The 22,231-nt window shown below is 42.9% G+C and carries 19 protein-coding genes and 1 pseudogene; 3 read left to right on the forward strand and 17 right to left on the reverse strand.

The window, feature by feature from the left end; genetic code table 11:
• Window positions 1-19: 19 nt before the first annotated feature.
• The 6 genes and pseudogenes from STRCR_RS08015 to STRCR_RS08040 all read right to left on the reverse strand — a co-directional run bounded on the left by STRCR_RS08015 (window position 20) and on the right by STRCR_RS08040 (window position 4,948).
• A complete protein-coding gene (locus STRCR_RS08015; RefSeq protein WP_004227253.1) occupies window positions 20-1,459 on the reverse strand; it encodes a 6-phospho-beta-glucosidase in 1,440 nt (479 codons plus the stop codon).
• A 113-nt stretch (window positions 1,460-1,572) separates the two neighbouring features.
• Complete coding sequence (locus STRCR_RS08020; RefSeq protein ID WP_004228703.1) at window positions 1,573-2,175, reverse strand: histidine phosphatase family protein; 603 nt, start codon at window positions 2,173-2,175, stop codon at window positions 1,573-1,575.
• A gap of 186 nt (window positions 2,176-2,361) precedes the next feature.
• Window positions 2,362-2,964, reverse strand: coding sequence for a histidine phosphatase family protein (locus STRCR_RS08025; RefSeq protein WP_004226571.1), 603 nt, complete (start codon window positions 2,962-2,964; stop codon window positions 2,362-2,364).
• A complete protein-coding gene (locus STRCR_RS08030; protein ID WP_004229656.1) occupies window positions 2,961-3,560 on the reverse strand; it encodes a histidine phosphatase family protein in 600 nt (199 codons plus the stop codon). The genes STRCR_RS08025 and STRCR_RS08030 overlap by 4 nt, the downstream gene beginning before the upstream one ends.
• A 186-nt stretch (window positions 3,561-3,746) precedes the next feature.
• A pseudogene (locus STRCR_RS08035) lies at window positions 3,747-4,131 on the reverse strand (VOC family protein).
• Complete coding sequence (locus STRCR_RS08040) at window positions 4,121-4,948, reverse strand: Cof-type HAD-IIB family hydrolase (RefSeq protein ID WP_004225617.1); 828 nt, start codon at window positions 4,946-4,948, stop codon at window positions 4,121-4,123. Before STRCR_RS08040 ends, STRCR_RS08035 begins: the two are co-directional and overlap by 11 nt.
• A gap of 387 nt (window positions 4,949-5,335) precedes the next feature.
• Here STRCR_RS08040 and STRCR_RS08045 point away from each other — a divergent pair, with 387 nt between their 5' ends.
• Window positions 5,336-6,394 (forward strand): ABC transporter permease, encoded by a 1,059-nt coding sequence (locus STRCR_RS08045; protein ID WP_004226736.1) that lies wholly within the window; start codon window positions 5,336-5,338, stop codon window positions 6,392-6,394.
• 1 nt (window position 6,395) lies between these two features.
• Window positions 6,396-7,067, forward strand: coding sequence for an ABC transporter ATP-binding protein (locus STRCR_RS08050; RefSeq protein ID WP_004225615.1), 672 nt, complete (start codon window positions 6,396-6,398; stop codon window positions 7,065-7,067).
• 499 nt (window positions 7,068-7,566) lie between these two features.
• On the opposite strand, the gene STRCR_RS08055 is transcribed toward STRCR_RS08050, so the two are convergent.
• The 11 genes from STRCR_RS08055 to STRCR_RS08105 all read right to left on the reverse strand — a co-directional run bounded on the left by STRCR_RS08055 (window position 7,567) and on the right by STRCR_RS08105 (window position 20,370).
• Window positions 7,567-7,860 (reverse strand): hypothetical protein, encoded by a 294-nt coding sequence (locus tag STRCR_RS08055; protein WP_004229166.1) that lies wholly within the window; start codon window positions 7,858-7,860, stop codon window positions 7,567-7,569.
• Between the two features lie 175 nt (window positions 7,861-8,035).
• Complete coding sequence (locus STRCR_RS08060; RefSeq protein ID WP_004227866.1) at window positions 8,036-8,425, reverse strand: hypothetical protein; 390 nt, start codon at window positions 8,423-8,425, stop codon at window positions 8,036-8,038.
• An 854-nt stretch (window positions 8,426-9,279) separates the two neighbouring features.
• Window positions 9,280-12,459, reverse strand: coding sequence for a carbamoyl-phosphate synthase large subunit (gene carB / locus STRCR_RS08065; protein ID WP_004227548.1), 3,180 nt, complete (start codon window positions 12,457-12,459; stop codon window positions 9,280-9,282).
• A gap of 237 nt (window positions 12,460-12,696) precedes the next feature.
• Window positions 12,697-13,785: a carbamoyl phosphate synthase small subunit gene (locus tag STRCR_RS08070; RefSeq protein WP_004226278.1), complete on the reverse strand. Its 1,089-nt coding sequence runs from the start codon at window positions 13,783-13,785 to the stop codon at window positions 12,697-12,699.
• 224 nt (window positions 13,786-14,009) lie between these two features.
• Complete coding sequence (locus tag STRCR_RS08075) at window positions 14,010-14,936, reverse strand: aspartate carbamoyltransferase catalytic subunit (protein ID WP_004227815.1); 927 nt, start codon at window positions 14,934-14,936, stop codon at window positions 14,010-14,012.
• 6 nt (window positions 14,937-14,942) lie between these two features.
• Window positions 14,943-16,205 (reverse strand): uracil-xanthine permease family protein, encoded by a 1,263-nt coding sequence (locus tag STRCR_RS08080; protein ID WP_004229806.1) that lies wholly within the window; start codon window positions 16,203-16,205, stop codon window positions 14,943-14,945.
• A gap of 41 nt (window positions 16,206-16,246) precedes the next feature.
• Window positions 16,247-16,768 carry a bifunctional pyr operon transcriptional regulator/uracil phosphoribosyltransferase PyrR gene (pyrR, locus tag STRCR_RS08085; protein WP_004228456.1) on the reverse strand — a complete coding sequence of 174 codons (522 nt, stop codon included), beginning with the start codon at window positions 16,766-16,768 and terminating at the stop codon, window positions 16,247-16,249.
• A gap of 455 nt (window positions 16,769-17,223) precedes the next feature.
• Window positions 17,224-18,123, reverse strand: a complete 900-nt coding sequence (locus tag STRCR_RS08090) for an RluA family pseudouridine synthase (RefSeq protein WP_004228882.1) — start codon at window positions 18,121-18,123, stop codon at window positions 17,224-17,226.
• Window positions 18,107-18,571, reverse strand: a complete 465-nt coding sequence (lspA, locus tag STRCR_RS08095; RefSeq protein WP_004227128.1) for a signal peptidase II — start codon at window positions 18,569-18,571, stop codon at window positions 18,107-18,109. Before lspA ends, STRCR_RS08090 begins: the two co-directional genes overlap by 17 nt.
• Before the next feature lie 62 nt (window positions 18,572-18,633).
• On the reverse strand, window positions 18,634-19,539 hold the full coding sequence (locus STRCR_RS08100; protein WP_004225322.1) for a LysR family transcriptional regulator: 906 nt from the start codon (window positions 19,537-19,539) through the stop codon (window positions 18,634-18,636).
• A gap of 141 nt (window positions 19,540-19,680) precedes the next feature.
• Window positions 19,681-20,370 carry a YoaK family protein gene (locus STRCR_RS08105; RefSeq protein WP_040804593.1) on the reverse strand — a complete coding sequence of 230 codons (690 nt, stop codon included), beginning with the start codon at window positions 20,368-20,370 and terminating at the stop codon, window positions 19,681-19,683.
• Between the two features lie 275 nt (window positions 20,371-20,645).
• On the opposite strand from STRCR_RS08105, the gene STRCR_RS08110 reads away from it, so the two are divergent.
• Window positions 20,646-22,097, forward strand: a complete 1,452-nt coding sequence (locus STRCR_RS08110; RefSeq protein ID WP_004229649.1) for a KxYKxGKxW signal peptide domain-containing protein — start codon at window positions 20,646-20,648, stop codon at window positions 22,095-22,097.
• Window positions 22,098-22,231 lie beyond the last annotated feature (134 nt).

Consider the following 22,231-nt stretch of genomic DNA (forward strand, 5'->3'; position numbering starts at 1 on the left):
TAACTTCTTCCAAATTATATTAATCCAGTTCTGTCCCATTGGAAGCAATAACCTTCTTGTACCAGTCGAAGGATTTCTTCTTAGAGCGTTTAAGACTGCCATTGCCTTGGTTATCACGATCAACGTAGATAAATCCGTAGCGCTTCTTCATTTCACCAGTACCAGCTGATACGAGGTCAATACAGCCCCAAGTAGTGTAGCCAAGAAGCTCAACACCGTCTTCATTGATAGCCGCATTCATAGTCTTGATGTGCTCCCGCAGGTAGTCAATGCGATAATCATCTTCAACATAGCCATTCGCATCGGGTTCGTCAACTGCCCCTAGGCCATTTTCGACGACAAATAATGGTTTTTGGTAACGATCCCAGATGGTATTCAAGGTAATTCGAAGTCCTAGAGGATCAATCTGCCAGCCCCATTCAGATGATGTCAGGTAAGGATTTTTAATGGAAGCAAAGATATTACCTTGTATTTCTTCATTAGCTTTTGGATCAGCAGAAGCCACTCGGCTGGAATAATAAGAGAAAGAAACAAAATCAACCGTATGGTCTCTCAGGAGTTCCAAATCTTGCTCGGTCATTGTGATATCAAGGCCATCACGTTCAAATTTTTTAAGGAGGTAGTTTGGATAGTAGCCACGCGCCTGAACATCGATCAAAGAATAGCCTTCCCGGTCGTCCTGCATGGCTTGCCAGTAGTCAGCAGGATTAGGGGTATTCGGATAATATTGCCCTGCCGCCAGCATACAACCGACCTTGTTTTCAGGGTCTACTTCATGAGCTATCTTGGTGGCCAAGGCTGAAGCTACCAGTTCATGGTGCACCGCCTGATATTTGACTTCTTCTTCATTCTCACCTTCCTCAAAACAAATACCGGCTCCCATGAACGGTGCATGCAAAATCATATTGATTTCATTGAAAGTCAACCAATACTTGACTAGGCCTTTGTACCGATTAAAGATAGCTCGGCAGAGATTTCCATAAAAATCAATCAACTTGCGATTTCGCCAGCCGCCATAATGCTCAATTAAGTACATTGGACAATCGAAATGAGTAATGGTCACTAGAGGTTCAATACCATATTTGTGACATTCTTTGAAGACAGCTTCGTAGAAGGCCAAACCTTTTTCATTAGGCTGACTTTCATCCCCTTTTGGGAAAATTCGCGACCAGGCGATAGACATTCGGTAAGTTTTAAAACCCATCTCGGCAAAGAGGGCGATGTCTTCTTTGTAGTGATGGTAAAAATCGATGGATTCCTTGGCTGGATAGAAATACCCCTCCTCAAAATCGAACATTTTCCGTTTACCGGCAATGATTGGGAAACGGTCGGGACCAATCGGTACCACGTCAACATTGGCTAGACCACGACCATCAACATCGTAGGCACCTTCGCACTGATTAGCTGCCGTTGCTCCACCCCATAAAAATCCGTCTGGAAATGCTTGTAATTCAGTCATAAGAATACTTCCTTTCTTTCGTTATTCTTATTATAGCCTGATAAAATTTGGCAAACTTCATTTATCATCAGAAATTCTAATACTATCCTATGTTTTCAGCCTAATCTGACTTCTTAATCAAAATTATGAACAATTTCTTGAATAGGATCAATTAGCTTCAGTAGCTTGAATTGACCTTGGTCATAGCTGTATTCAAAAATTGAGCAGTTGGTCGGAAAAATTTGATAAGACTCCCAATCAATCCCAACCGCATGTGCAAAATGCATGAGGGCTCCAGCATGACTGACCGCTAAAATCGTTTGCCCATCATAATCTTGAGCCAGCTGGGTAATGCTTGCTTTAAGGCGCTCCTGAACCTGACTATCTGACTCACCGCCATGTATTTCATAATAATTACCGACCTTACGACGATAGTCCCGCGGTGGATGAAGGTACTCCTGCTGCCCTTCAAAGCTACCAAAACTCATTTCTTTGAGTCCTTTGAGACGGCCGTACTTACTTACGCCTGTCGCTAGCTCTAAAGTATCACAGGCCCGCTCTGTTGTTGACGCGAAATAAACATCTGCCTTAATACTATGCTTTCGCATATAACGCCCTGCCCGCTTGGCTTGATCAATCCCCTTTTGAGTTAAGGGAGAATCACACCAACCCTGAATCCGTTTTTGAACATTGAAGAGGGTTTCACCGTGCCTCATCAAATAAAGATGCGTTGCCATCTAAGCTACTCCTTCTAGAAAAATGATTTACAAGACCATTATACAACTCTGCTCACCTCAAGAAAACAGACACCTAGGCCACTCGATAAAATCAGCCAATAAAGGGAGGCAAACCATGGACTCACCTCCTAACTTAGAGCGTCCGTATTTGGCACAAGCGACTGAGACTTCCAAAGAGAGGTTTAGCTACTTGCGATAGATAAATTCTTTTTTTGTGGGATTGTAGATATAGTGCATATCAAACTGTCCTTTATCATAGGTAAACTTGAGAATGGCACAGTTACTCATTCCTCGCACATCAGGAGCTTCTTTCAAAGCTCCTCGGAAAAATTGGGCAATGGCAGCCCCGTGACTGACCGCCAAAACCTTACTGCCCTCTGCCAATTCCTCCATGAGATTGGTGAGTGTTTTAACCATGCGACGGCGGACAGCCATAGTGTCTTCTCCACCAAAAAAGACGAAGGCATCGCGATAGCCCGTTCCATCCGTATGCAGAGGTGGGTTGAGGTATTCCGGCTGTGCTTCATAGGAACCGAAATCCATCTCTTTGAGTCCCTTGAGACGGATCGTATCATTACGACCGCTGACGATTTGGGCTGTATCACCGGCCCTCTCTTGGGTCGAGGCATAGACCGCATCAAACGCGATTTTCTGGTCATCAAAGAATTGTTTAGCTAATCTGGCCTGTTCAATGCCTAACTCTGTCAGGGGAGAGTCCGAAGCTCCTTGGATTCGCTTTTGCACATTAAAACGTGTTTGCCCGTGTCGCATAAGATAGAGCGTTTTCATAAAACCACTTCTTTCTTACTTAAAGGATCAATGACTTTTCTTAGTATTAAACTACCGCTCTCGTACTCGTAGAGGCAGATATTGCAGTTGCCGAATGTTACTCCTTCTGGAAAAGCCAAATCTAAATGCTGAATGAGTCCCCAGAGGGCTGCTCCATGACTGACCATAATAATTTCTTGCGCTGGGTCATTTTCTGCTGTCATCAGAATCTCCTGACAAACCCGCTCACCAACCTTAGTAATATCCTCACCGCCATAAGGAACTAGGAGGTCCTCAAAGGAGCGAGCTCCCGGCCGCATTTTCGGCAGGAGATTTTCTGGCTGGGCCTCGAAGATACCAAAGTTCATCTCCTTGAGCCCCTTGAGCTGCTTAATCTTGTCATTTTCAGCAATGAGGCGTGCCGTATCTGCAGCCCGTTCTTGAGTTGAGGAATAAATAGCTTGACGGTCAACATCATTGGCCTTAAACCAATTTCTGGCCTGCTTAGCCTGCTCAATACCATTTAGGGTTAGGGGAGAATCGCACCAGCCCTGAACCCGTTTTTGAGTATTAAAAAGGGTTTCTCCATGTCGCATCAAATATAGCTTCTTGGTCATAAATCAGTTAGGGCTCAGCCCCACTCCTTTCGTAACTTTAGCCTTATCGATATTATAAAACCCTATAAAGGCTCTTTCTTATAGAATCCTATTAGGAATTGATACTATACTATGATTACCTGCAAAAAAGCTGATGAAAGTCACCAGCTAAACTCTAATTAAAAGACAAATAAGAAACGCGATCGCTTAAACAGTCAATTCTATGATATTATCCTCGAATCCTAGAATAACAGATTCATAATAGCCATCACCTGTCGTTTGAGGGCTATTGATGCACTTGTAACCATCGGCCTCTAGGCGTTTCGTCAAATCATCAACCGCTTCCCTATTTCCGAGACTCATAGCAAAATGAGCTAGCCCAGTTCGATTAGCTTCTTTAGCAAGGTCTAGAGTATCTGGCTTACTCATTATCTCCAGTCTAGCCCCATCCGCAAAACTCAAGAAATAAGACCGAAAATCAGTCTTTTGATTGTGGTAGAGCTGATTGGACTGGGCCTGAAAGTATGCTTCAAAAAAAGTTTCGGGCTCCCTCTAAGTCCTTGACAGAGATAGCTAAATGTTCAACTTTCATAGTCTTCCTTTCCCAGTCTGTCTAGATAGCTTTCAATAACCTGTAAGACGCCATCGTCATTATTAGATGGTGCTAACTGTCCAAGTTTCCTTATGTTTTCTGGAGCATTGGCCATGACATAGGATTGACCGGCCAGCTTTAGCATCTCAATATCATTGCCGCCATCACCAAAACACATGAGATTAGCTGCTTCCAGCCCCCAATAATCGAGAAGATAGCTCAGCCCTTTTCCCTTATGCATACCAGAGATAATAATATCAATACTTCCGGGACCACTGGAGGTCCCTGTCAAATTTCGATCAGCAAAAGTCTGAGAAACTTCCGTCACAACTTGCTGGGTTAACTCCTCAGGAACCCAGACCGTTAGCTGAAAAATAGGATCCTCTGGCATTTGCTCAAAACACTCAACCAGTTGCATTTTGGGTAGTAAATAACTTTTGAGCACATCAATCGTCTTAGAATCGGCGTCTGTTAATAAATAAGCCATATCCTTGCAGATAACCATATTTAAAGCTTGAGGAAATTTTTCCTGAAGGAAATTCAAACAGTCAAGAGCCGTCTGCCGCTCGATAAAATTTTCCCAGATCGTTTGATTCTCTGTCACAACATGAGAACCATTTTCTGACACATAGGTCAATCTTTGATCGTATTGCGGAAAATTTAGCCGCAACTGGCAATGCTGATTGCCGCTAGCAATAACAAACTTAATGTCTCGTTCCTCTAGCTTCTTGAGAACCCGAGCAAATCGCTGGCGATCAAAGGTCTTATCATCTCTTAAAAAGGTTCCATCCATATCGGTCGCAATTACCTTAATCATATTTTGCTCCTTCTTCCAATAGTAACAGGAGTATAACACGATTTCACTCATAAAACTTATACTATCTAGGGAAATACTGATAGAATCCTATGATTTAGACCACTTAAAAAGAGAGTAGCATAGCAGCTATGAGGACTTTGCCCTCGCCCACAAAATGTTGTAATCTCTGAAGATTACGTATAAAAGTTCTATGTCATTTTAAGTCCAAGCTCGTTTCTATTAACCATCTTAGTGTAGTTTCGGCATCCAGCAGCCAACCACTGCGCCAAGAGTTTATTCCAAGACAGGAATACTGGACAAATTTTTGTCCAGCCTCTAAAGTAAGTAATTTTTGACACTGATATGCCTAAGTAGTATGATGAAATGGATGAAATTGGAGGTACACTGATGTTTCTAGCACTAAAGGAAATAAGACATGAGAAAGTACGTTATAGTCTGGTCATTGCTATGATCACTCTGATTACTTATCTCATATTTATCATGACTAGCTTGGCCCTCGGACTGGCACATGAGAATACAGCAGCTATTGAGTCATGGAAGATTAAAACAGTCCTGCTCAATGATAATGCCAACACAACCTTACGTCAGTCTCTCTTGACTAAAGAACAAGTCAAGCCATATACAGATGATAGGGATAAGGCTCAAATTGGAGAAACGACTGTCATCCTGACTGCCAGAGGAGCCAAAAAAACCTCCGCAACCTTTGTTGGCTTGAAGGCCAGCCAATTTATTGCTAAAGATATGAAGATATCTGATGGCCGCTCGTTTAAAGCAGGGCATGAAGTGGTTGTCGATGATTCCCTAGCTGATGATGGCTATAATCTTGGAGATAAGATCAAGCTTAACGGCTTTGATCAAACCTTTACCATTGTTGGCTTTACCCGAGGAGCTAAGCTCAATATTGCTCCTGTCGTTTATGGACAGCTCTCAGACTGGCAAACTTTGAAGGGGACTAAAGACTTTGCGGCCAGTGCGATTGTTTCTAAGAAAGCAAACCTCGATGTTGACAAAGACGGCGTTAAATCTTATAGTGTTAATTCTATGATTCAAAAGCTACCTGGTTATTCAGCACAAAATGAAACCTTCGTCTTTATGATTGCCTTTCTCATGATTATTTCCCTCGTTATCATTGCTGTTTTTCTCTATATCATTACTATCCAGAAGATCAATAACTTTGCAGTTCTCAGAGCTCAAGGGATTCCAGCCGGTCGCCTAATGAGCGCTACTCTAGCGCAATCCTTTATCCTCACGGCTACAGGTTTAATCTTGGGAATTCTTTTGACTATAATAACTTCCTTGGCAATTCCAAGCAACGTTCCCATGACTTTCAAGTTCAACCTCTTATCCCTAGTGTCATTTGGGATGATTATCATGGCCTTGATCGGTTCACTAATTCCACTTCGTATCATTGCTAAAATCGATCCTACAAGTATTATTGGAGGTTAAAATGGCCGTATTATCACTAAAATATATTAATAAATATTTCGGTAAGGACAGCTCTCGCGTTCATGTTCTCAAAAATCTTGATTTCACTATTGATAAAGGTAAACTTATCCTAGTCTTGGGCCCATCTGGTTCTGGGAAAAGTACCTTTTTGACCATCGCAGGCGGACTGCAAACACCCGATGATGGCAGCATTTCCATCAATGGACAAGACATTCTCAAGCTGACGTCCAAAGAGCGCGATAGTCTCCGTTTGGAAAAAATAGGTTTTGTCCTACAAAACTATAGCTTAGTTCCTTATCTTACGGCTATGGAACAATTACAGTTGGTTGATCAAGTAAAAAAAGAGGGCAATCTTGGTGCAGATGCCCTTGTCCAACTTCTCAAACAGCTAGGCATTTACCAACTCAAAGACAAATATCCTGATCAGCTCTCCGGTGGTCAACGCCAACGACTAGCCATTGCGCGGGCCCTCTACACCCAGCCTGAGGTCGTCCTAGCTGATGAGCCCACTGCCGCTCTTGATAGTGAGCATGTTAAAGATGTCGGTGAACTCTTTGCCAATCTTGCCCACCAAGGTGATAAGGCGATCGTCATTGTCACTCATGATATACGATTAGAAGAGTTTGCTGATGAGGTTTATCACCTCAATGATGGCGTCCTAGAAAAAGCGTAATAGTTAATAGAAAGTAGGCGTATGCCTGCTTTTTTAGATACCTGCACTTCCAAAGAAAATCAGCTAAATGACTGCATTGGGTCCGTTTATCTGTGCTATATTAATCATAATATAAAGCAGAAAAATACTAAAATGCTTAAGGTAGAAGGTATGCTGACACAAATGAAGCCCAATAATATCTAACCTAAACGGATTCGATATTGATTATAGACGATCTTCCGTCTATACTTAGAGGTGAGTAGAAGAACAGCCACTTTGTGTGTGATAAACTATGCTTTTTCCCCTTTCGCTTTACAATAAGGCTTGAACACCTTTATTGTAGTGCGCTTGGAGATTTTTTGTAACACTAACTTTCCATGCACACCCGCGAGGAGCAGGTGATGTATTTGGCTCGCTTCAAAGGTGTGAGACCGACTAAAGTTGCATAAAAAAGAGACTAAGATGAAAACATCTCAGCTCATTTCTCAACGTAAATTGTTCTCGTTTCTGAGTGAGTCTATTACCAATCGCCAATGGTACGATAGGCTTGCTCGAAACGCTCAGCTGGAATAATCCGTCCATTGGTATGGTCGATAACATCGCCAACCTGAGCTGTTGCATACATACCATAACCATAAAAATGGCTGTCACTAGCCCAATTAGGATCCAAGGCTGGAATCAAAATCTGCAAATTCTTGTTATCCCTCCAAGTCAAACACTTCTTTTTAAAGGCCTCTGCCACCCAAGCAGGATAAGGGGAGGCCTTGCTAATTCGCCAGACATCAATCAATTTTCCTTTATAACTTGCTTTCATCACTTTTCTCCATAAAATAAATATAACCTAAATTTTTAACAAATAATCAACTTTCGACTTAACAACTATTGTTGAAAATCTACTTTATCACTTTACCATTCCAAAATAACATCTCAATTACTTATTTTTGTTAATTTTATTAAATAAAATTAGAGTAATAAACTGATAGAAGATGTTATCGTCGACCTCTCTTAGAACTGCCATTGGAAGCGCTGATAAAGTGAATCCCGTAAGTCATTATGACAAGGCTGATAAAGAAATAGTTATCAATCAAAGGCTTGTGAGTCACATAATCGTAGATGACTGTAATAAGTACAAGACCTAAAAATACTAGTGAGTACTTATTGCCGATCAGCCGATAAAATCCTTGTAATGTTTCTCGCAACGTTAATTCACTGCCAGAAGATTCCTCATAAGCTACACGGTATACCAAATAGTCTAGGATAAAATTAATTACTCCTAGAAAGATAATCTTCCATAGGGCAATCGACAAGAAAAATCCCAGCCAGATAATGAGCATTAGGGTGATAAGGCTGGTTACAGTAAACCTCCGATAGGTTCTCATTCGCCGCTACCTCCTATAAGACTGTGGCATTGCACATTAAGCTAATACTCTTTAAAAATCAAAACTATATCCCGTTGGCTTCAGCTTGCCGTAACCCAGTACTGTCTATGCTTCGTCGTCTTATCTATTATTGATTTTCTTTGAGTATAAACTAGTAAATAAAGCAAAAGGAAAGCACCCATACGGCCTCTCCTTTTACTATTTGGGAGTAAAGAATCACTCGGGCCTAAAGTAGCAAAGGACCCGAGTTGATTTAAATAAAGAAGGAGTCAGGAAGCTTGTTGAGTTAATCACCAATCAAAAATACTAACAAGCTTCAACTATTGCATCCAACAATGACAGTATAACCTATTTTTTACTTTGTGCACGAAAATGTCGTGAATCGGCCAAAATATGTCGTGAATCGACTTTTCTTAGAAAATTTCGTTATTTTAATCTATAAATCATAGCTACCTGTCTGTTTATCAGGCGGTCTATTTATATGGTTCCTTTGGTGTGAAACCAACTAAATATTCTTTGAAAACCCAAATGATACGTTCTTGTTTTCACTTTGACTTATTCCCAACCTTAAATGATTCACTGGATAGTCAAGCTGGTGGCGACTCATCATCTAATCTGACTGCGACTGCTTAAAGGTAAGACTAATGTTGCTTATGTGTGAACCGGCTGCTTGTTCAGTGACTGTCGGCGACTGTAAGCTGCTGAGCGCTCAGGACTAAAGGTTCACCGATTGAGCTTCTTCACGCCTCACTTTATCAAAATCACCAATACAGCCAGTTGCATTTTCAGACTTCTAAAAAAGACTGGAAAATTCTCCCAGTCCTAAGTTGATAATAAGAAAATTCTAAGTTCCTCTAAATGGCTTGAGTTGTGAAGCTCCTGCTTTCCAATACTCTGACCATAGCATCTGCCGTATCCAGTGCCGTGAAGAGGGGAACACCTGCTTCAATGGCTGAGCTGCGGATAGTCTGACCATCTTTATCTGCTGTCCGCTTGGTACCAACCGTGTTGATAATGGCTTGGACAACACCGGTCCGAACCAGGGCTGGAATATCATTGTCATCGTTATCACCCAGCTTATCAACAATGACTGAATTTAGGCCATGTTTTTTGAAATAGCATGCGGTTCCAGCTGTTGCATAGATACCATAGCCGATAGCATCAAAACGACGTGCCAGCTCTAAGGCTTCTTCTTTGGTATCATCTGCAATGGTGAAGATGACATTACCGAAGGTTGGCAGGTGGAGATAGCTGGCTTCGAAGGCTTTATAGAGGGCTTTTTCTAGGGTTTTATCCGAACCCATAACTTCACCAGTTGATTTCATTTCAGGGCCTAAAAGGCTGTCTACTTTAGCCAATTTGGTGAAGGAGAAGACAGGGGCCTTAACATGAACCCGATCACTCTTAGGATAGAGACCGTCCTGATAGCCTAAATCAGCTAGGCTTTGCCCCAAGATTAGCTTGGTTGCAACCTGAGCCATTGGAATATCAGTTACCTTGGATAAAAATGGCACGGTCCGACTGGCACGTGGATTAACCTCAATGACGTAAACCCTTTCGTTGTGAATGACAAATTGAATATTCATCATGCCGTAACAATTGAGTCCGATAGCCAGACGCTTAGTGTAGTCAGTAATAGTATTGATAATCTCTTGAGAGAAGGTTTGCGGTGGGTAAACGGCCATAGAGTCCCCTGAGTGAACTCCGGCTCGTTCAATATGTTCCATGATACCCGGAATGAGAACATCTTTACCATCTGATATGGCATCGACTTCACACTCACGACCAACCAAGTAAGAATCAACAAGAACTGGATGGTCTGGGCTCGCCTTAACGGCTGTTCTCATGTAGGAGCGAAGATCGTCTTCGTTTTCAACGATTTCCATAGCGCGGCCACCAAGTACGTAGGAGGGGCGAACCAATACTGGGAAGCCAATTTGACGGGCTGCAGCTACTGCTTCTTCTTCATTAGTGGCTGTGTGACCCGGCGGCTGTGGAATGTCAAGATCTTGCAGAGCCTGTTCAAAAAGGTCACGGTCTTCTGCTCGATCTAAATCATCCACTTGGGTTCCTAAGATTTTAACCCCGGCCTTAGACAAGGGTTCGGCCAGATTGATGGCTGTCTGGCCACCAAACTGTACAATAACGCCCTTAGGCTGCTCTAAATCAATGACATTCATGACATCTTCAAAAGTCAGAGGTTCGAAATAGAGCTTATCAGATACGGAAAAGTCAGTCGAGACGGTCTCTGGATTGGAATTCATGATGATGGCTTCATAACCAGCTGCCTGTAAGGCTTTAACTGAGTGAACGGTTGCATAGTCAAATTCCACCCCTTGACCGATGCGAATCGGGCCAGAACCCAGCACGATAACTGATTCCTTATCCGATTTGATTGATTCATTTTCAAAGGCATAGGTTGAGTAGAAATATGGGGTCGCAGATTCAAATTCTGCGGCACAGGTATCAACCATTTTGTAGACGGGGATAATATTATTATCTAAGCGCAGCTGGCGAATGGCTTCGGTATCCATTCCCCAAAGTTGACCAATTTTTCTGTCACCAAAACCAAAACGTTTAGCTTCTTTTAAGATATCAAGATTGCCAACATTCTTTTGTAACTCTTGCTCCAATTCAAAAATATGGAGCAACTTATCCAAGAAGAAGATATCAATCTTGGTCAAGTCTGAAATTTCTTCAATGCTAAAACCGCGACGGATAGCTTCCGAAATGTAGAAAAGTCGGTCATCCTGAGCTTTGACAATCTTCTCGAAGAGCTGGTCATCACTAGCTGTCGCTAATTCTGGCATCTCATTGTGGTGAACACCGATTTCCAGCGAACGGCAAGCCTTGAGCAGACTTTCTTCAATATTGCGGCCGATAGCCATGACTTCACCCGTCGCCTTCATCTGTGTTCCTAGGCGGCGTTCTCCATTTTCAAACTTATCAAATGGAAAACGGGGAATCTTTGCCACAACATAGTCAAGGGCTGGTTCAAACATGGCATAGGTTGTTCCTGTAACGGGGTTAATCATCTCGTCCAAAGTCAAACCCACCGCAATCTTAGCGGCTAGTTTAGCAATGGGATAACCTGTTGCTTTGGAAGCCAGCGCTGAGGAACGCGATACTCGCGGATTAACTTCAATGACATAGTATTTAAAACTGTGAGGATCCAGAGCCAGCTGGACATTACAGCCACCTTCGATCTTAAGGGCACGAATGATTTTTAGACTGGCATCCCGCAGCATCTGATTTTCAATATCGGACAGCGTCTGAGTTGGTGCAAAAACAATGGAATCCCCTGTGTGGATACCAACAGGATCAAAATTTTCCATGTTACATACTACAAGGGCATTGTCAGCACTATCCCGCATAACCTCGTATTCAATTTCCTTGAAACCAGCGATGGATCTCTCAATCAAGCATTGTGTAACAGGCGAGAGCTTCAGGCCATTCTCGGCAATTTCACGCAATTCTTCTTTATTGGTACACATACCGCCACCGGTACCTCCCAGAGTGAAGGCAGGGCGGACAATGACAGGGTAGCCAATCTCGGCCGCAAAATCTAAGGCCTCCTGAACAGTATTAACAATCTGTGATTCAGGAATCGGTTGCTCCAAATCTTCCATGAGCTGCTTGAACAGGTCACGGTCTTCAGCCTGATCAATAGCTGAAAGCTTGGTTCCTAGAAGTTCAACACCCAGCTCATCCAGAATACCCGCTTTAGACAGTTCCATAGCCATATTGAGCCCGGTCTGGCCACCAAGAGTTGGCAAGAGGGCGTCTGGCCTTTCCTTGCGCAAAATGCGGGTCACAAATTCAGTCGTGATAGGTTCAATATAGACCTTGTCGGCGATTTCTTTATCGGTCATGATAGTGGCTGGATTCGAGTTAACCAAGACAACCTCATAACCTTCTTCACGCAGAGCTAGGCAGGCTTGGGTGCCAGCGTAGTCAAACTCAGCAGCCTGACCAATAATAATTGGACCAGACCCGATGACCATAATTTTAGAAATATCAGAACGTTTCGGCATAATACAAGATACAAAGGGACAGTTTGCTTGCAAAAAATCCTGTAGAAAAATAGGAAATCTGACGCAGAGGTCAACACCTAGGAAGTTTTACACTGCTAAGTATCTATATCTGTAAAGTGCCAAAGCACCAACAGCTACGTCTCTTTTTTCCTAAGGATTTAGTCCCATGTTCAGTTAGGAACGCTAACTGAACTTCTCCTTTCTACTATTCGTCGTCTCACTGTACAACATTAAATATTAGCGGATAGCTTTCTCTAATTTGAAAGCATCAATCAATTCCAAAAACTCATCAAAGAGATAGCTGGCATCATGAGGACCTGGGGCAGCATCTGGATGGTACTGAACCGAAAACGCTGGATAGTAGCGATGACGAACCCCTTCGACAGACTTATCATTAATCTCTTCATGAGTGACAATCAGACTATCCGGTAAGGTCTCGCGATCAACAGCATAACCGTGATTCTGACTGGTAAAATCAACCCGCCCTGTAGCAATTTCACGCACTGCATGATTAAAGCCTCGATGCCCAAACTTCATCTTATAGGTTCTAGCACCGTTAGCCAAGCTAAAGAGCTGATGTCCCATGCAGATACCAAAAATAGGAATCTTGCCTTGGACTCCCCGGATCATGTCCAGAGCTTCAGGCACATCCTCAGGGTTTCCTGGTCCATTGGAAAGCATGACTCCATCAGGATTGAGGTTAAGGATTTCCTCAGCAGTTGTATTGTAAGGCACGACGGTCACATTACAACTGCGTTTCGAAAATTCCCGCAAGATGGAATGCTTAAGTCCGAAGTCTACCAAAACAATGTTCTTGCCAACACCGGGAGCTGGATAGGCTGCTTTGGTCGAAACCTGCTCGATATTATTGGTCGGCAGGACTGTCGCCCGTAATTGATCCTGTAGATGTTCGATGGTATCACCAGCATTAGCCAAGGTTGCTTTCATGGTACCGTTCTGACGGATAATCTTGGTCAGAGCCCGGGTATCAATACCAGAGATCCCCGGAATATTCTTAGATTTCAAAAATTCATCCAAGGACATTTGATTACGCCAGTTGCTGGCTCGTCTTGCACTCTCCGCCACAACTACTCCTTTACAGGTTGGTGTAATGGACTCATAGTCATCACGGTTGATGCCATAGTTCCCAATCAAAGGATAAGTGAAGGTCAAAATTTGACCGTTATAGGACTGATCGGTGATGGATTCCTGATAACCAGTCATGCCAGTATTGAAGACAATTTCGCCGGTCACATCAATCCCAGCTCCGAAGGCTTGACCTTCAAAAATCGTGCCATCTTCTAAAATTAATAGTCTTTTCGTCATAAATCTATCCTCAGGACAAGGTCACATCTTGCAAAAGTTTGCTAGGATTGACCTGTTTTCTCCTTCATTTAAGATACAAGAGCCTTAAAAAATCTGTATAAAAATAGGAAACTGACGCCATGCCACCAAGGCACAAGGAAGTCTGTCTTTTTATTAAGATTTTAGCTCGTGTTCAATTAAATAGCTTGCATATTAGCTACATGATTTCTAATTGCCAATTCAGCCTAGGCTTTACCTCTTAGAACGGCTTCGATAATAGCCATACGGACAAAAACCCCATTTTGCATCTGGGCGACAATCCGAGACTTAGGAGCTTCAACCAAGTCATCTTTGATTTCTACATCGCGATTGACTGGGGCTGGATGCATGATAATGGCTGACTCTTTCAAGCGATTATAGCGTTCTTTGGTCAGACCATAAAGACGGTGGTAGCCTTCTTTTGAGAAAGACTCTCTCCCATCATGGCGTTCATGCTGTACCCGCAAAAACATCATGACATCAACCTGATCTATAATTTCATCAATAGTGACGTATTGGCCATACACATCGAATTCGTGCGAATACCACTCCTTGGGACCACAGAAATAGAGCTGGGCCCCAAGACGCTTAAGAATTTGCATATTGGATTTAGCTACACGCGAATGGGTGATATCCCCAGCAATAGCAACTTTAAGATCCTCAAAAGTGCCAAATTCCTGATAGATGGTCATGAGATCTAAGAGACTCTGACTAGGGTGCTGACCCGACCCATCGCCGCCATTGATGATCGAAGCCTGAATAGTCCGGCTATCAATCAATTCCTTATAGTAGTCATCCTTGGAGTGACGAACCACACAGATGTCCACCCCCAGAGCTGACATGGTCAGAATTGTGTCGTAGAGAGTTTCGCCCTTGTTGACAGAGCTGGTCTTGGCATCGAATTCAATCACATCCAAGCCCAGCTTCTTTTCGGCCACCTCAAAGGACTTGTGGGTTCGAGTTGAACTTTCAAAGAAGAGATTAGCTGCGAAGTATTGCCGATCTAGGTGAAAATCAGCCTTACCCTGCTTAAAGGTAATCCCTCGTTTAATCAGACCGAGGACTTCTTCATTGGAGAGGGTTTCCATGGTCACCAGATGTTTGAGGGAGACCATACCATTTGTTACTGCCATAGGTCTTTAGTCCTTTTCTGGAAGAATTTGATAGAGAATAATCCCAAGAAGCGTTGAGAAAGCTACACTAGTGATTTGAAGATCGGCGATTTGCAGCATAAGTCCGCCAATACCTGATACTAGAATAACACTAGCAATGAAGAGGTTTTTCTTATTGTCAAAATCAACCTTGTTTTCAACTAGGATTTTCAAACCACTGGAAGCGATAACGCCAAAGAGAGAGATAGAAACGCCACCCAGAACAGAGGCAGGAATGGATTGGAGGAGAGCTGAAATCTTACCGACAAAACTCATGACTACTGCAATTATCGCCGCTCCGGCAATGACATAAACGGAGAAAATCTTATTGAGAGCCATAACGCCAATATTTTCCCCATAGGAGGTTACTGGAGGAGCGCCGAAGAAACCAGCGATGACCTGAGCTAAACCATCCCCAGTTAAGGTTCTTTCCAAGCCGGGATCCTTAAAGAAATCACGACCTGTCAGACTGTTGAGAACCATGACATGGCCGAAATGCTCGGTCATGGTAACAAAAGCAATGGGGGCCATGGTCAAAATGGCACTTGGATAAAGTCTAAAATGACCATCAGCTAACAGAATATGGAAGTTAGGGATATCTAACCAGGAAGCCTTGGCCACTCCTGAAAAATCAACAATTGTCTGACCTGTTAAGAATCCTAGCCCAATGGCAAAGAGATAGCCAACAATCAAACCAAGTAAAATCGGAATAACAGCAACAATCTTTTTCCCATAAATACTAAAGAGAATAACCGAAAAAAGAGTAATCATGGAAACGCCTAAACTAGTCACGCTGTATTTATTATTGACCAGCATAGCATTGTCGACAGCTGAGGTTGCCAGACTAAGTCCAATAACCATAATTATGGGACCAACCACAATGGGAGGCAAAATCTTGTCGATCCAGTCCTTACCTGCAAACTTAACAATCAGAGCTACTAAGAGATATACTAAACCGCCTGAGATGGCCCCCTGAGCAACGGCTGGCATCCCATTTGTTTTGAGAAGGGTCTGCATAGTCGCAATGTAAGCAAAGCTTGACCCCATATAGGCGGGAATCTTATACTTGGTGACAGTCAAATGAGCCAGAGTTCCCAGACCGCTGGAGAAGAGGGCGATAGCAGGGTCAATTCCTACTAGGATTGGTACCAGCACTGTCGAGCCAAACATGGCAAAGAGATGCTGAAAAGATAGGCCTAGGAGCAGCCCGGGTTTGGGCATATCGCTAATATCGTATGTTATTTCTTGCACAACTACTTCCTTACTAATCCTTGTCTGCGGAGGTTTCTATCTTAACTTGGATCACTGATCGTGACACGGTCAGCACCATCCACTTCCACCATTTCCACAGTAATTTCTTCTTCTGAACTGGTTGGAATATTCTTTCCAACGTAATCAGCCCGAATTGGCAATTCTCGATGGCCGCGATCAACCAAAACAGCCAAGCTGACACGGGCTGGCCGTCCCAAACTCACTAAATTATCGATAGCGGCTCGAATTGTTCGTCCTGTATAAAGGACATCATCAACCAAAATAACATCCTTATCAGTGACATCAACAGGCATTGTTGTCGTGTCTTTTTCAATCTTAACATCATCTCGGAAGGGTTTAATATCTAATTCACCCGTTGGAACGTCAATTCCTTCAATCTGTTTGAGGCGGTCTTGGATCCGACGAGCGATGTAAACACCGCGAGTCTTGATGCCTGCAAGTACAAGATTATCAAGGCTCTTATTCCGCTCAATAATCTCATAAGTGATGCGGGTGATGGCCCGCTTCATGGTTACGTCATCGACGACTTCTTTTGTTTTCATAAGAAATCCTTCCTTATAAAATAATTTTTTGAACAAAAAATCTCCCTGCCCTTGCAAGGAGATAACACAAAATAAGCGATAAAGGTATAAGCCTACCCTATCATTTTTTCTGAGCTTGTCTCCTTGCCTGCCTCTCTGGACAGTTTTAAAGGATTTTATTCATTGGGCCCATTATAGCAAAAACTACTAGCTAAGGCAAGAATTAACCGCAAGTCTTTTGCTGCCTCATTTAACGCCTAATTTTTGGAAGTTCACTCTTCAAATGTGGTAACATGTGGATGAGGGACAAGTGTCATGGCTGTCTACTCCAGCCTCAATTTATAGGAAAATGCATATTTTCCCTATTTCTCAAGTGACATTCCTGCGCTGACATTTTTGTTTTAACCACCAGTGTGCTCAAGTTCGTTGTATAAACTGGTCCCAACAGCATAACGAAGGGATATTAATTACACACTTTATGACAACCTACTCTGACGCAAGTTCTCTAAGGTCTCTTGGAAGAGTTTCGGAGGCCGAACAGAAAATTCAAGAAGTTCTCCTGTCGTCGGGTGGGTGAAACCGAGAGTTTGGGCGTGCAGAAACTGCCCGTGACCCTTGAGCGTTTTGCGAGGTCCATAGAGAGGATCGCCAGCGATAGGGTGACCAATATAGGCCATGTGAACACGAATTTGATGAGTTCGGCCAGTCTCTAGGCGCAATTCGACCAGAGTATAGTTTCCAAATCGTTCCAAGACGTGAAAATGCGTCACGGCTGGTTTACCTTTAGCAGTAACGGCTTGTTTTTTTCGGTCTTTGGCTGAGCGGCCAATCGGTGCTTCGATCAGTCCTCGATCATTGGGGAGATTACCGTGGACAATAGCCAGATACTTTCTCAAGGACTTCTTATCCTTGAGCTCATCGGCCAAAGCTTGGTGGGCTTGATCATTCTTAGCAATCATCAGTAGACCAGAAGTATCCTTATCAATACGATGGACAATACCAGGTCTTACCACACCATTAATGGTGGACAAATCTTTAATGTGGTAAAGGAGAGCATTAACCAAAGTGCCGGACGGATGGCCGGCCGACGGATGAACCACCATTCCCTGAGGCTTGTTAATGACAGCAACATCTTGATCCTCATAAACAATTTCCAGAGGGAGGTCTTGGGCGACATAGTCTAAAACCTCTTCTTCAGGCTCTTCGTACGTGATGATATCCCCAGCTTTGACACTGTACTTAGCCTTCTTGACTTGGCTATTAACCAGAACAGTACCATCCTTGATGGCCTGATGGGCCTGAGAACGCGACAGACTGGTTAAATCCGCAAGCGCCTTATCCAGTCGCTGTCCCTCTTGTTTAATAATGACTTCCATGCTGCTCCTCTCTCCAAAAAGCAATAATTAATAGTAAAACGCCGACACTAAGGCAGGAATCTGCCAAATTAAAAATGGCAAAGTCCATAAAATCAAGATGGACCATATCGACTACATAACCCAGTCTCAATCGGTCAATAAAGTTCCCCACCCCACCAGCAATAATTAATGTCAGAGCGCCGACAAGCCAGAAAGAACCAGATAAATGTTTCCAAAGGTATCGAACTGCCACTCCTATCACTAGGATGGTCATCAAGGTAAAGAACCATTGTTGGTTCTGCAGGATGGAAAAAGCAGCCCCATAATTGCGGACATAGGTTAAACTAAAAATCGGCGGTAAAAATTTTTGCACAGCCCCCTGGTGGATATGCTCAACCACCCAAAATTTACTCAACTGATCCAAAATAACTAATATGATAATCATCAATGGAATCATAAGCTTACGCATGCTTTTTTACTCCTTGCTCGACATTCAGCTAAAAGGTCCGCTGACACTAGCTTTCTTAGCTTCTAGGGTTTAAAACTTTTAAAATACTCAGTCATGACCTCAATAAATTTAAGGGCACAAGTCGAGAGATTAGTGTCAACCCGCTTAACGTAAACCATTTTATTGTCCAGATGATCTTCTAGGGGAATAACTGTAATCCCATTGACACTGCGACTGTCTAAGAAGCCCGATCCTGTCGCATAGGCGTCTGTCCGCTCTAAAATGCCATTCAGAGTAGCCCGGTCTGTTACATTGTACATAAGCGAACTGTCACTAGTGTCTACAAAATTTTCTGAATAGTAGGGGTATTCATCCTTATCTTGGGTAAAGCGAACCGTTGGCAGGCCAGCCAAATCCTCCATGGTCAAGCTAGTCTTCTGAGCCAGCGGGTGATTTTTCCGCAGATAGATATGGGTTTTAAACGGAATCAATTCAACCATTTCCAAGCCTAACTTGGACATCTTCTGCTGAATTCCTTTATTGTTTTGGCGATTGAGGTAGATAATGCCGATATCGCTGTGCCCCTGACCAACCTCATCTAATATCTGAACTGTCGTTGATTCAAAGATCCGAAAATCTTTGTAATCTGGATAGCGCTGCGAAAAAGTGGTCACCAGCGGCGGTAAAAAATCATAGTGCTGACTCGCAATAGAAAATTGATAGTAATCACCATCAGGCTTCGTGTACTGCTTCTCAAAAGAGTCGAAGCCCCGCACAACATCCAAAGCTTTCTCATAAAAAACCATTCCTCGGCTAGTCAAAACAGTTCCCGTTGTTGTCCGCGTAAAAATTTGGAAACCTAGTTCGGACTCCAAATCCTTGACGGCCACCGAAAGACTGGGCTGACTGACAAAAAGTTTGGAAGCGGCCTCCCGAAAGGTTCCGCTGTTAGCTATTGCTACCACATAGCGTAATTGTTGAATATTCATAGTGCTTATTACTTGCTTTCAATCATTGCTCAGAGATTCATCTTTCCTGAGCTTACTGAATTATTATAACAAAAATTTATTAGCATTTCCCTTGTTCCTTACTAATGGTTAAAAAAAAACGAAGGATGAACCTTCGTTTCCTTAAATATTTTCATCTTCTAAATGATAGGCTTTAACTAAGGTCGTGTAGACAACAATAATAGCCAGAAGAACCAAGCTGACACACCAGATAGCATAAGGTCCTACTAGATGGGTCAAAACCCCTGTAATAATGGCGCCGCCCACAAAGCTACCGACAACTATACTGTAGTTGATAGCCTGACGCTTGGTCTGACGGTGATTACCTTTGCCTCGAAAAAGATTAAACCAAGCTGTAACCATCTTACGGTAGTTTCCTGAGGTCATCATAATAACATAGGCATGGTCCTGAACCTTAGTGCCCGTGAAGGTCAGCATCATAAGACCTGTGCTGGCTGATAAAAGCGGAATCCAGAAAAATTCGTCTCTTGGAAAAAATGGGTATAGAAAACTGGTTATGGCTAAGGGCAGGACACTCAGACTCCGCCAATGAGCGTTCTTAGCGTGCTCCTTAACTAGAATTCCCAATAAAAATCCCACAGTAAAGCAGACCAGAGATAAAATGCTGGCAATTGTTCGCTCAGGATGGCCTTGACCCCAGTCAGCAATTAAGAGAAGCATGTTCCCTGTTTGCGTGGCAATCAAAGTACCGAATTGCATATTTGAAAAAACATCAAGGCAACCACCAACCGATCCTAAGAAAAAGGCCATCAGGCGCGTGTCTTGAGGCATTACCGAAAGTTTCTTTGCCATTTCGATTTATCCCTACTCCAATTGTTATAAGCTCATTTTACCCCTTTTCATTGAAATTTACAATTTATTCTCAATTGAGATAATTATTTCAAAAGTTACATTTTCCTATCATTTCCCTGATTTACCGGAATCTAACTTAAAGTAAGCTTGTTTCTATGTTAAAATACAAGTGTCTGAGTAATCAGACAAAAACACGTTAATTGTCTAAATTGTTTGGAATCTCTCCCCATTTATTCGAACAATTTTACTTGCACCTAATATTAAGGAGGAAAATTATGCAAGAGAAGACACATTACAAACTGCATAAAGTTAAAAAGCACTGGGTGACCATCGCGGTAACCGCAACAGCTGCTACAGCACTTTTTGCAGCTGGCAGTCAAGCCAGTGCTGACCAAGTGACCCCAGCTCCTCAAGAACAGGCAGCTGCTCAGCAAAATACCCCAGCCAATCAGGCTGGTGATCAAAAAGCAGAACAGGCACCTGTTGTGCAGCAAGAAGTTCCAGCTGCCGAACAAAAACCAGTTCAAGGCACTCCTGAAGTAGCCCCTGACCAAGATGGATCAGGTGGTAATCAAGGACAAGCCGAAGAAGCTCAGCAATCCCCTGACCAAGATAAGCCAGCTCCTGAAAAGCAAGCAGCTGATCAAGCCGCTGCTCAAAATGACCAAGCAAACCAAAAACAAGAGGCACCAGCCAACAATCAGGCAGCTCAACCAGCAACTCCAGCTCAGCCTGCTGAGTTAACCATCCAAGCGCCCAACAACAGCCAAGCTGCTAATTCATTCAATCAAAACGGTGTATCATGGTACTTCCTCGATGCCAATAAACAAAAGGTGACTGGCTGGCAGACCATCAATGGTAAAAAACTTTACTTCCACAAGAATGGTTCTCAAGCTAAAGGAGTTGCTGTCACGCTTGATGGAGACACCTATTATTTCGATCCAGATACCGGTGAAATGTGGACCAATCGCTTTGCTCAAAGAACACGATATAATTATAACGATAATTCGAGATATCCAGATTGGTATTATTTCGGGGCAGACGGCAGGATGCTCACCGGTTGGCAAACTATCGATGGCAGAAAGATGTACTTCATAACTGCAGATGAAGCCAAAGATACCCAACATTTCAATCGCTATGAAGGAGCTCAAGTTAAAGGGCGTCTTCAAACTATTAACGGGCACGACTATTATTTTGACCAAGACAATGGCGGTATTTGGACAAATACTGATGTAACCCTCAACGGTATTACCTATCATCTTGATGAAAATGGTGTTGCTACCAAAAAAACACCCGATCATCCAGAGGATACACAAAAGGGCGGCCATTTTGAACAAAAAGACTTCTACATTGGTCAGTATTCTGTTCACTACGATGGTTGGGTCTACATCAGCCAAGATGGCTTACCAGTAACTGGCTGGCAGACCATCAATGGTAAAAAACTATTCTTCTTCTCTGATGGCGAACAAGCTATAAATAAATTTGCCCGGAGCAATGACAACACTTACTATTTTGGTGAGAGTGGTGAAATGGTTACCAATCAAACCATTGAAATTAACCGTGGCAATACCTTAAGGTATTTAGGTTACCAACCAGAATACGATGGTTGGATTCATCTAAGCGCTGACGGAACTGCTGATGATGGCTATCGCCGAAATTATGATGGCAGCGTATCTGTTTACAAAAAAGATGCCAAGGGCAAGTGGAATTGGGTGAAAACAAACTAATCATTTAACACTTAATTTCTCCAAATCTTAGCGGCAGACCGCGTTCGGGTCTGCTTTTTCTCTTTCCATAAAATCATGAGCCCCTTTTCTAGAATTTACTACTCTTTAAAAATCAAAATGCTATTTATTGACCT

It is taken from the genome of Streptococcus criceti HS-6 (assembly GCF_000187975.2).
GTDB lineage: Bacteria > Bacillota > Bacilli > Lactobacillales > Streptococcaceae > Streptococcus > Streptococcus criceti.

Excerpts from the sequence above, each read along its gene's own strand:
- STRCR_RS08015 (WP_004227253.1), bottom strand. The coding sequence starts at position 1,459 with ATGACTGAATTACAAGCATTTCCAGACGGATTTTTATGGGGTGGAGCA.
- STRCR_RS08020 (WP_004228703.1), bottom strand. The coding sequence starts at position 2,175 with ATGGCAACGCATCTTTATTTGATGAGGCACGGTGAAACCCTCTTCAAT.
- STRCR_RS08025 (WP_004226571.1), bottom strand. The coding sequence starts at position 2,964 with ATGAAAACGCTCTATCTTATGCGACACGGGCAAACACGTTTTAATGTG.
- STRCR_RS08030 (WP_004229656.1), bottom strand. The coding sequence starts at position 3,560 with ATGACCAAGAAGCTATATTTGATGCGACATGGAGAAACCCTTTTTAAT.
- STRCR_RS08040 (WP_004225617.1), bottom strand. The coding sequence starts at position 4,948 with ATGATTAAGGTAATTGCGACCGATATGGATGGAACCTTTTTAAGAGAT.
- STRCR_RS08045 (WP_004226736.1), top strand. The coding sequence starts at position 5,336 with ATGTTTCTAGCACTAAAGGAAATAAGACATGAGAAAGTACGTTATAGT.
- STRCR_RS08050 (WP_004225615.1), top strand. The coding sequence starts at position 6,396 with ATGGCCGTATTATCACTAAAATATATTAATAAATATTTCGGTAAGGAC.
- STRCR_RS08055 (WP_004229166.1), bottom strand. The coding sequence starts at position 7,860 with ATGAAAGCAAGTTATAAAGGAAAATTGATTGATGTCTGGCGAATTAGC.
- STRCR_RS08060 (WP_004227866.1), bottom strand. The coding sequence starts at position 8,425 with ATGAGAACCTATCGGAGGTTTACTGTAACCAGCCTTATCACCCTAATG.
- carB (WP_004227548.1), bottom strand. The coding sequence starts at position 12,459 with ATGCCGAAACGTTCTGATATTTCTAAAATTATGGTCATCGGGTCTGGT.
- STRCR_RS08070 (WP_004226278.1), bottom strand. The coding sequence starts at position 13,785 with ATGACGAAAAGACTATTAATTTTAGAAGATGGCACGATTTTTGAAGGT.
- STRCR_RS08075 (WP_004227815.1), bottom strand. The coding sequence starts at position 14,936 with ATGGCAGTAACAAATGGTATGGTCTCCCTCAAACATCTGGTGACCATG.
- pyrR (WP_004228456.1), bottom strand. The coding sequence starts at position 16,768 with ATGAAAACAAAAGAAGTCGTCGATGACGTAACCATGAAGCGGGCCATC.
- STRCR_RS08090 (WP_004228882.1), bottom strand. The coding sequence starts at position 18,123 with ATGGAAGTCATTATTAAACAAGAGGGACAGCGACTGGATAAGGCGCTT.
- lspA (WP_004227128.1), bottom strand. The coding sequence starts at position 18,571 with ATGCGTAAGCTTATGATTCCATTGATGATTATCATATTAGTTATTTTG.
- STRCR_RS08100 (WP_004225322.1), bottom strand. The coding sequence starts at position 19,539 with ATGAATATTCAACAATTACGCTATGTGGTAGCAATAGCTAACAGCGGA.
- STRCR_RS08105 (WP_040804593.1), bottom strand. The coding sequence starts at position 20,370 with ATGGCAAAGAAACTTTCGGTAATGCCTCAAGACACGCGCCTGATGGCC.
- STRCR_RS08110 (WP_004229649.1), top strand. The coding sequence starts at position 20,646 with ATGCAAGAGAAGACACATTACAAACTGCATAAAGTTAAAAAGCACTGG.